This is a genomic window from Aquabacterium sp., from assembly GCF_030652515.1.
GTDB lineage: Bacteria > Pseudomonadota > Gammaproteobacteria > Burkholderiales > Burkholderiaceae_C > Aquabacterium.
In genome coordinates this window covers 26,882-36,935 of sequence record NZ_JAUSAR010000040.1, presented here as the reverse complement: position 1 = coordinate 36,935, position 10,054 = coordinate 26,882, and the positions used below count along the sequence as shown (strand labels likewise).

Annotated in this window: 5 protein-coding genes; 1 reads left to right on the top strand and 4 read right to left on the bottom strand. The window is 64.4% G+C overall.

The window, feature by feature from the left end; all coding sequences use genetic code 11:
• The coding region (locus Q7V20_RS05795) for an amino acid adenylation domain-containing protein (RefSeq protein ID WP_304788136.1) at positions 1 to 4,306 on the top strand (4,306 nt) is incomplete at its 5' end.
• Positions 4,307 to 4,375: 69 nt separating this feature from the next.
• Here Q7V20_RS05795 and Q7V20_RS05790 read toward each other — a convergent pair.
• The 4 genes from Q7V20_RS05790 to Q7V20_RS05775 form a co-directional block, all read right to left on the bottom strand.
• The gene (locus tag Q7V20_RS05790; RefSeq protein WP_304788134.1) at positions 4,376 to 6,790 is read right to left on the bottom strand and encodes a TonB-dependent siderophore receptor; all 2,415 of its coding nucleotides are present in this window, start codon (positions 6,788 to 6,790) and stop codon (positions 4,376 to 4,378) included.
• A gap of 150 nt (positions 6,791 to 6,940) precedes the next feature.
• The gene (locus tag Q7V20_RS05785) at positions 6,941 to 7,945 is read right to left on the bottom strand and encodes a FecR family protein (protein ID WP_304788132.1); all 1,005 of its coding nucleotides are present in this window, start codon (positions 7,943 to 7,945) and stop codon (positions 6,941 to 6,943) included.
• Positions 7,946 to 7,954: 9 nt separating this feature from the next.
• Positions 7,955 to 8,530: an RNA polymerase sigma factor gene (locus Q7V20_RS05780; protein WP_304788130.1), complete on the bottom strand. Its 576-nt coding sequence runs from the start codon at positions 8,528 to 8,530 to the stop codon at positions 7,955 to 7,957.
• A gap of 42 nt (positions 8,531 to 8,572) precedes the next feature.
• Positions 8,573 to 10,033 carry a diaminobutyrate--2-oxoglutarate transaminase gene (locus tag Q7V20_RS05775; RefSeq protein ID WP_304788128.1) on the bottom strand — a complete coding sequence of 487 codons (1,461 nt, stop codon included), beginning with the start codon at positions 10,031 to 10,033 and terminating at the stop codon, positions 8,573 to 8,575.
• Between the last annotated feature and the right edge of the window lie 21 nt (positions 10,034 to 10,054).

Here is a 10,054-nt window from a genome sequence, read left to right as displayed (position 1 = left end):
GCTGGGTGGCTCGCCAGCTTACGAGGCACCGCAAGGCGAGCTGGAGACCGCGCTGGCCGCCCTGTGGGCCGAGGTCCTGGGCGTGCCCCGCGTGGGCCGACGTGACAACTTCTTCGAGCTGGGGGGGCACTCCTTGTTGGCCATCCAGTTGCTGGAGCGCCTGCGCCGAAGCGGCTGGACCGTCACGGTGCGCACCTTGTTCCAGCACGCCGTGTTCGCGGATTTCGCGGCCCAGGTGGCTGGCGAAGGCATGGGTGAGAAGGATGCCGCCCCATTGGCCGTGCCTCCCAACCTCATCCCCCTGGCCTGCGAGGCCATCCGGCCAGAGATGCTGACCTTGGTGGCCTTGAACCAAGCCCACATCGATAGCATCGAGGCCGCGGTCCCAGGTGGTGCGCAGAACATCCAGGACATCTACCCTCTGGCACCCCTGCAGCAGGGCATCTTCTTCCACCACCTGTTGCAAACCGAAGGCGATGTCTACGTCAACGCCCTGCTGCTGAGCTTCCACACGCCGGAGCTGTTGCACCGCTTCATCGATGGTCTCAACCAGGTCATCGCGCGGCACGACATCCTGCGCACGGCCTTCCACTGGGAGGGCTTGCCCGAACCGGTGCAGGTGGTGCACCGCCATGCCAGGTTGGACATCGATTGGTTCGACAAGGACGGCGACGAAGACCGCATCGCCGAGCGGCTCACCGCCCATGTCGACTCCAGCCGCTACCGCCTCGATGTGCGCCGCGCGCCATTGCTGCGGGCCATCGCGGCCCACGACCCGGGTCAGGACCGTTGGCTGCTGCAATTGCCGCACCACCACCTGACCCTGGACCACACTTCGGACGAAATCCTCATCGAAGAGATCTCCCTGATCCTGCAGGGCAGGCAGGCCGACTTGCCCGAGCCCGTGCCCTTCCGCCGCTTCGTCGCGCAATCGCGCCTTGGCTTGAGTGAGCAACAGCATGAATCCTTCTTCAGGGGCATGCTGGGTGATGTCAAAGAGCCCACCCTGCCATTTGGCCTGAACGATGTGCAAGGAGATGGCAAATTGGTCGAGGAGATCCGCTTGCCCCTGGATGCCTCGTTGAGCCGCCAGCTGCGCGAAAAAGCACAGCGCCACGGTGTCAGCGCAGCCACCTTGTTCCACCTGGCCTGGGCCCTGGTGCTTTCCAAGGTGTCCGGCCAAGACGACGTGGTGTTTGGCACCGTGCTGTTCGGACGCATGCAGAGTGGCGCCGAAGCAGACCGCGCATTGGGCTTGTTCATCAACACCTTGCCCATCCGCATCAAACTGGGCGCCCGCGCCGTGGACGCCTGCCTGAAGCAAACCCAGTCCGCGCTGGTCGGCCTGCTGGCCCACGAGCATGCCAGCCTCACGCTGGCCCAGCGCTGCAGTGGCATGCCCGCGGGCTCTTCATTGTTCTCGGCGCTGCTGAACTACCGTCACATCGGCCATGAAGACCGCAGCGGCGAGGCGGGCCAGGCCTGGGCCGGCATGGACCGGCTGGACTTCAAGGAGCGCACCAACTACCCATTCACCATGTCGGTGGACGACCTGGGCGCTGGCTTCGACCTGGTCGCGCAGGTGAGCGATGGGGTCGGTGCCCAACGCCTGTGCGGCTACATGCAGGCCACGCTGCAATGGCTGATCCAGTCACTGGGCCAGGGGCGCCTGGCCAGCGAATTGGATGTGCTGACCGAGCAGGAGCACGGCGCGCTGCGCCAACGTGGCACCAACGACCTGCGCTATTTGAATGCACTGCCCGTGCATCAACTGATCGAAGCGCAGGCGGAGCGGCGAGCCGACTCGACCGCGCTGGTCTTCGGCGAGGAGCAACTGAGCCATGGCGAACTCAATGCCCGGGCCAACCGCCTTGCGCACCGCCTGGTCAAGCTGGGCGTGCGGCCAGAGGTCAAGGTGGGCATCGTTCTGGAGCGTTCCATCGAGATGGTGGTCGGCTTGCTGGCCATCCTCAAGGCGGGTGGTGCCTATGTGCCACTGGACCCGCAGTACCCCGTGGACCGGCTCTCGTACATGGTCGATGACAGTGGCGTCGCGCTGCTGCTCACGCAGGGTGAGATCGACATCGGCGTGGCGGGCGGCCAGCCACTGGCCATCCTGTCGATGGATGGGCTGGATCTGCAGGATGAGCCGGACCACAATCCCGGTGTGGCGCTGCGGCCGGACAGCCTGGCCTACCTGATCTACACCTCGGGCTCCACCGGGCGTCCCAAGGGCGTCATGTTGAGCCACCAGGGCTTGAGCCATTTCCTGTTGAGCATGCAAGCCGCGCCCGGCATGACCGAGGCCGACACCCTGGTCGCCGTCACCTCGCTGTCCTTCGACATCGCGGCGCTCGAGCTGTACCTGCCACTCATGGTGGGCGCCAGGATCGTGCTGGCACCGCGCGAGGTCACCCGTGACGCGGAGGCGCTGGCCCGCCTGGTCCATGAAAGCCAGACCACGGTGCTGCAATCGACACCGGCCGGCTGGAGGCTCTTGAGGGAGGGTGGCTGGCCCCCGGCGCCCCTGTCCGGGTTCAAGGGCCTGTGCGGTGGCGAAGCCTTGCAGCCTGACTTGGCCGAGGACCTGGCCGCGCTGGGGGTTGAACTGTGGAACATGTATGGCCCCACCGAAACGACCATCTGGTCGTCGTCGGACCGTGTCGAAGGTGGCGTGCCCGACTTGGCCGCGCCGATTGCTGGCACGCGCTTCCACGTGCTCGACGCGGGCTTGCAAGCCGTGCCTAACGAGGTGCCTGGTGAGCTCTACATTGGCGGCGTGGGTCTGGCGCGGGGCTATGCCCGCAGGCCAGGCCTGACGGCCGAGCGCTTCGTGGCCGATCCCTTCGATGACACGGGGGCAGGCCGGCTCTACCGCACGGGCGACCTGGTCCGCTGGCGCACCGATGGTCGGCTGGAGTACCTGGGCCGCCTTGACCACCAGGTCAAGGTGCGGGGACACCGCATTGAACTGGGCGAGATCGAGGCCCGACTGCTGGCGCAGCCCGAAGTCGGGGACGCGTTGGTCGTGGCTCGCCAGGAGCCCAGCGGGGTCCGCCTGGTGGCCTATGTGTCGCCACACGCGGGGCAGGCCATTGACACGGCCGCCTTGCGAGATCGCCTGGGCCTGGCCCTGCCGGACTACATGGTGCCCGCGGCGATCGCGGTGCTGGAGCGGCTCCCGCTCAACGCCAATGGCAAGATCGACCGCCGAGCACTGCCCGACCCCGGCGTGGTGGTTGAGCGGGCCCATGAGCTGCCTCAAGGCGAGGTCGAAGCGATGCTGGCCAGCATCTGGGCCGAGGTCTTGGGCCTCGAGCGTGTGGGCCGCCATGACAACTTCTTCGAATTGGGCGGACATTCCCTGACGGCTTTGCGCGTCCTCACGCGGGTGCGGGCCAGCGGAGACGCCCGGCTCAAGTTCGAGTTGCCCGACCTGATGCGGTCGCCGACCATCGCCTCGCTGGCCGAGCGCGGCCAAGGCCAGAAGTCCCTGACGCCGCTCAATGGCCTGGCGGGCGACCGGCCGCTCTACTGCATCCACCCGGGCATGGGCACGGTGATGGAGTACCTGCCGCTGGCGCGCAGCCTCAAGGCGGTTCGCCCGGTGCAAGGCCTGGCGTGCCGCACGCTGTTCGACCTGAACCACCAGGATCGGTCGATGTCGCAGATGGCCGATGACTACGTGGCCATGTTGAGGGCGGCCCAGCCGCAGGGGCCATATGCCTTGCTGGGTTGGTCCCTCGGTGGGGCGCTGGCCGCCATGGTGGCCGCCCGCCTGGAGGCTCAAGGCCAGGCCGTGGCCTTCCTGGGCCTGGTGGACACCCATGTGCCGGGCATCGGTTTGTCCGAGGCCGGGGACTGGAGCGAGGCTTTCAACGCCAGCCTCCAACTGGTGTTGCCCGGCCTGGCCCATGCGCACCGGCTGCCAGAGGAAACCGGTGACCTTCGGCTCGACGAGGCCGCGGTCGTGGCCAAGCTGAAGGAGATCCTGCTGGCGCTGGGTGACGCGGTGGACGCCCCTTATTCAGGCGTCGGGGCGGAAGAAATCGCCCGGATCTTCATGGCCGGCCAAGCCATCGCGCGCGCGGTGTTGGGGCCGGTCACGGAATGCTTGCCGGAGCGCTTGGCCACGGAGGTCCATTGCTGGTGGTCCGCCTCACGGCCGGATGAAGAGGTTGCGGAACTGGTGCGCCAGATGCCGGCCTGCCAGTTGACGCAGCGCCACATCGATGCCGACCACTTCGGGATCATCCACCATGCCCTACTGCTGGAGGAGGTGACACAAGCCATGGCACTTCGCTGAGCCCACAGAGAAAATGCCCCTTGAGGTGAATAACCTCAAGGGGCATTGGGGCAGGGCGGGCCGGTCGCCTTACCAGCGGTAGGTCACCGTGCCGATGACCTTGCGTGGTTCACCATAGAAGCAGCCGAAGGTGCAGGAGGCCACGTAGTCTTTGTCGGTGAGGTTGGTGGCGTTGAGCGCCAGACGCCATGGCCCCGTGCGGTAGCTGATCATGGCATCCACCAGTGCAAAGGATGGCACGGTGACACTGGGTGCACCTGACACGGCTGTCGCATCGACATAGCGCAGACCTGCGCCAGCCTTGAAGCCTGGCAGGCCCACATCGGCCAGGTCATGGTCCGCCCACACTGAGAATTGGTTGTAAGGGACGCCACCCGTGCGTGTCACCTTTGGCCCCGCTGCGAGCGGATCGGTGGTGCGCGCATCGGTGTAGGCATAGGCGGCCGACAGGTTCGTGTGACGTCCGATGCTGGTCCTTGCTTCCAGTTCCAGCCCGCGTGAGCGCACTTGGCCGACCTGTCGAATGGTCGTCCCGCTCGGGTCGGTCGGGTCGGAGACGGTGACATTGCTTTTGGTCAGTTGATAGATGGCCGCGGTCAGCAAAAAGTCACTGCCTTTGGGCTGATACCGCAAGCCGGTTTCGTATTGTTCGCCCTTGGTGGGCTTGAGCCGTTCGTTGGTGACGCTGTCGAGGCCGGACGTGGGCTCGAACGACTGGCTGTAGCTGAGGAAGGGTGCAAGGCCGTTGTCAGCCAGGTAGACCAGGCCGGCCCTGCTGGTGAACGCCTTGCTGTCCTCGTTGAGCCAATCAGGGGCCGGCAACACGGGCTGCCTGCTGTCGTTCTGCGACCAATCCTGGCGTCCGCCCAACAGCACCACCCACTTGTCGTTGACCTTCATCTGGTCTTGCGCGTACAGCCCGATCTTGCGGTCGCGAAGCTGCTTGGTGCCCGCGTAGGTCAGGGCGCCCAAGGGGGAGCCGTACCCAGGGGTGAACAGGTCCAGGTCTGGAGCAGAGCCAAAGCTGCTGATCTGCTGGTGCTTCTGGTAGCTGTAGTCGAGGCCCGCCAGCGTGGTGTGCTGGATGCTGCCCATGGACCACTTGTATTCCAGCGATGTGTCGGTGTTGATGGCTTTGGAGCTGTCCTCCACATGGGCAATGCCGCGCGAAGTGCTGCGCATGTCCGGCGTCATTGCCATGGTGGCGTATGTGAACGACCTCTCATTGGCCTGGCTGTACAAGCGCAAGTTGTGCCGCAGCTTCAGTTGTTCATCGAAAGCATGCTCGAACAGGTAGCCGATGGACCCGCGCTTGTTGTCGAACTTGTCGAAGCCCGGCTCGCCGATGAACCGACTCCGGGGCACCTGCCCATTGGGGTTGGGCTGGACCATGCCCTCGGGCGGCATGCCGGGCACGTACTTGGTGCGGTCGTGCTGGAACTCCGACAGCAGCGTGAGCGAGGTCGCGGCAGAGGGTTGCCATTTCAGGGCCGGGGCGATGTAGGTGCGGTCGTCCGGCACAAAGTCGATGAAGGTATCGCTCTTGCGCGCCAGGAAGGTCAGGCGGTAGGACCATTCGGCGTCCTTGTCCAAAGCGCCCCCGAAATCACCTGACACCTGCGTTCGGTTGAAGCTGCCCACCTCGGCGTTGAGTTCACGCAGCGGCGAGGTCGTGGGGCGCTTGCTGACCGTGTTGATGATCCCCCCCGGAGACGCAGCGCCATACAGCACCGAAGCGGCGCCTTTGAGCAATTCGACGCGTTCGAAACCATAAGGCTCCTGCGTGCCGTTGTTGACGTTCACGCTGTACTTGAGGCCGTCGCGGTAAATGCTGCTGTTCTCGGCCCAGACCTCGAAACCGCGAATCAAGAGCGTTTCCGTCGTGCGGTCGCTTCCTTCCACACGCGATACCCCCGCCACATAGCCCAGGGCATCGATCAGGCTTTGTGCCTTGATGGTGTCGATTTCCTCGGCGCCGACCACTGAAATGGACTGAGGCGTCTCGACCAAGGGCGTGTCCGTCTTCGTGCCCGTCGCGCTGCGCTTGGCCACGAAGCCGTTGATGTGGCTGGTGGCGGTCTCGCTGGGGCGAGCCGCGCTCACCGTCACGGCTGGCAACTCGTTCACCTGAGAGGCTTTGTCGATTCGCCGGATGGCGAATGAATTGTCGGCGCTGCGGACGGCCTGCAAAGATGTGCCTGCCAGCAAGGCCGACAGCGCCTGCTCTGCCGTCAAGCGACCCTGGACGGCCGAAGCCTTGACGCCATCGGTGAGCTCGGTGGCGGCCAGCAATTGGATGCCCGTTTGCCTGGACAGCTCGTTCAAGGCGCTGGCCAGTGGTTGGGCAGGCACCCTCATCTCAAAAATCCGCTCCGTGGCGGCGGCTGGCTGGGCGATGGCCAGTGGACTGAGGGACAGGCAACTCGCACTGCAAGCGGCGCCCAGGGCTGCCGCCAGCAGGCGCTGACGAGGAAGGTAATGCATTTGATGACACCAGTGGATGAAAACGCGAGTCGAGTCGCAGGTCAAAAAAAAGGCCCGTGACCACAGGAGACAAGCCCTACTTTTTTCTAGACGTTTCAGCGTCGGAAAAGTAAGACAGCCTTTTTCAAGGACTCGTCGATTTTTTTTGCGCTAGCGGGGCCGCAAGGTCACGACGCCATCCACGCTCGCGTCGGCGGTGATTGGCAAAATGGCGGCCAATGTGGTGACAAGGCCATGGGTGTCGGAAGCACGGAAGCGTCCCGAGAATTTCATTTGGCTGACGCTGGCAAGGGCCATCATCGGCACGCGCCGATAGGCATTGATGGTGGCCAGCGCTTCGCCCAGCGGCGTGTCCTGGAACACGAGCCAGCCGTCCCGCCAGGCTGACAGGGACGCCACATCGACGGTTCTAACCTGCTCAGGCCGTCCATTGCGCACGGTGAGCCCCTGCCCAGGCAGCAGGTCGATGGCCTGCGCCAAGGCGGTGGTCAGATTGTTCTGCGGGCGCAGCCTGACCCGCACCTGACCGTGCTCCACCCCCACGAAAACCGGCCCGCCACGGTCGCGGACAGTAAAGGCGGTGCCCACGACTTCAATGGCCAACTCTCGGGTGAGCACCTCGAATGGGCGTTCGGCATCGGCTTGAACGTCGAAACGAACTTCTCCACGGCTCAGGTTCACCACCCGGCGTTGGCGGTAAAGCCTGACCTCCAGGTCGCTTTGCGGACTGAGCGCCACTTGGCTGCCGGGCGATCCGTCCTCCAGATCGACTTTGAGCAATTGTGCCGTGGCAGTCTGGTGCCGAGCCACGGAGACCGGCTGTTGCCTTTGCCACCGAATGCCCAGGCCGGTCAGTGTGCCCGTGCCCGCGATCGCCGCAGCGCTCAGAAGAAGATGCCGCCGTTGATTGGCGTGCTTCGAGCTGGCGGTGGTGCCAGGCTCGTGGAACCGCGATCGCAATTCCGAAGACAGCGAGAACAAGGCGTTCCATCGCTGGCGGGCTTCTTGTTCGGCAGCCAAATTTTCGGGGGATTGCGTGCGCCATTTTTCCAGGGACAACCTCGCCTGCTGTGCCGCTTCAGGGCTGGCCCCCTCGATCAGCACGATCAAGGTGAGGGCATGTTCCACCAGCTTTTCAGGGCGCGCGCGGGCCATGGCAGGTCTTCAGCAACGGTCTTCAGCGAGGTGGCCGCCAAACTCGCCTTGCAAGGAGACCGCTTGAGGTTCCAGCAATTGAGTGCGCAACTCGGCCAGCGCACGGGAGCAATCGATCACCGACCTCACCAGGTGCTTGGCGACGGCCATCTCCGTGATGCCCAGCCGTTCTGCGATCTCGGCATGGCTGTATCCATGGGCCCTGAACAGGAGGAAGACCTCGCGCCGACGTGGCGGCAGCCGCTCGATCGTTTCAACCACCCGCTCCAGCAGTTGCCGGTGGGCGAACAAGTGTTCACTGGAAGGTTGCGCGCAATGCAGGTCAGCATGGTATTTGTCACGCGCCCAGTCTTGCGCGACGCGGCGGTGACGTGCTTCATCGATGCACAGATTCCGGGCCACCTTGAACAACATGGCGCGGGGCGAATCGATGTGGATAGCGGGCAGATTCAAAGCGTGGGTATACACACGCTCAAATGTAGATTGCGCGATGTCCGCCGCATGGTCGGCGTCACGCAATTCGCGCACAAGGTGCCTGCGCAGGTCGTCGTAGTGCCTGACCAAATCCTGTACCAACGTCTGCATCAGGCCCCCTGCCTAAGTCGCCCTTGACGATAATGCGAATGATTAGCATTTATTGTACATGAAGCTTTCGGCTGTGGGGGCACGGCGGGCTACCAGTGCCATGGAGGCCGCGATGATGTCGGCGACCAGGTCTATCTCCTGCTCCGAGATGGTCAATGGTGGCAACAGCCTGACCACGCTGCCATGCCGCCCCCCCAGTTCCAGGATCAGCCCGCGTTCAAGGCAGGCCCGTTGCAGTTGCGATGCCAGGCCCGGAGCCGCCGCAGGTTGGCCCAATGAATTGGGTCGAGCGTCGGGGTCGATCATCTCCATGCCGATCATCAGGCCCCGCCCACGCACATCTCCGATGCAGTGGTGATCCGACTGCAATTGCCGGAGATGATTCTGCAGGCGTTGGCCCATGCGTTCAGCGTTGTCTTGCAGCCGCTCGCGACGAATGTGCCTGAGCGTGGCACTGCCCGCCGCCATCGCCAACTGGTTGCCCCGGAAGGTGCCTGCATGCGCGCCGGGACGCCATTGATCCAGTTCACCGCGGTAGACCACCACCGACAGGGGCAGGCTGCCGCCAATGGCCTTGGACAAGACGAGAACGTCTGGGAGGATCCCGGCGTGCTCGAAGGCGAACATCTTCCCGGTGCGCCCGAAGCCGCTTTGCACTTCATCAAGAATGAGCGGCACGTCTGCGTTTTGCGTGATCTTCCGGATGCCTCGTACCCAGTCGTCCGGGGCGGGGATAACGCCGCCTTCGCCCTGAATGATTTCCATCACCATGCCGGCGGGCAGGCACACACCGCCTTCCGGGTCCGTGAGGATGGTTTCGATGTAATGGAGGCTGGCCGCGACCGTGCCCTCGGACGTCAGCCCGAAGGGGCTGCGGTACTCGTAGGGATAGGGCAGGAACTGAACACCCGAGCCGGATCCGCCGAGCGCGACCTTGGGTCCCAGGTTGCCCATCAGGTTCAACGCGCCTTGCGTCATCCCATGGTAGGCACCATGGAAGCTGAGCATGGTCTGGCGGCCGGTGGCGGTCTTGACCAGCTTGAGCGCTGCTTCAATTGCATCTGCGCCGGTTGGGCCGCAAAACTGGATGCGCGCGTCACGGGCGAACTCCGGTGGCAGCAGGCTGAACAAGGTCTCGACGAAATCGTCCTTGACTGGCGTGGTCAGGTCCAAGGTGTGCAAGGGGAGTTCGTCGCGCAAGACCTGCTGGATGGCTTGCACGACGACCGGGTGGTTGTGCCCAAGGGCAAGGGTGCCGGCGCCGGCCAGGCAGTCGATGAAAACGCGGCCTTCGACATCTTCCACATAGAGGCCTTGCCCACGCTTGAGTGCGATGGGCAAGCGGCGAGGGTAACTGCGGGCATTTGACTCGCGGGCATTTTGCCGTTCAAGGATCGGGCTCGGCGCGAATTGATAGGGTTGCGCTAGCGCGTTGTGCCTTGGTCCAAGGCGTTCATCGCCATTCGGGGCATGGTCGATCAGAAGTGGCAGCACACTGGACATGGGTTTCTCCGTTGGCGACGA

Bases quoted from the DNA above. Each gene is read 5' to 3' on its own strand.
- Q7V20_RS05785 (WP_304788132.1), bottom strand. From the start codon at position 7,945: ATGGCCCGCGCGCGCCCTGAAAAGCTGGTGGAACATGCCCTCACCTTG.
- Q7V20_RS05790 (WP_304788134.1), bottom strand. From the start codon at position 6,790: ATGCATTACCTTCCTCGTCAGCGCCTGCTGGCGGCAGCCCTGGGCGCC.
- Q7V20_RS05775 (WP_304788128.1), bottom strand. From the start codon at position 10,033: ATGTCCAGTGTGCTGCCACTTCTGATCGACCATGCCCCGAATGGCGAT.
- Q7V20_RS05780 (WP_304788130.1), bottom strand. From the start codon at position 8,530: ATGCAGACGTTGGTACAGGATTTGGTCAGGCACTACGACGACCTGCGC.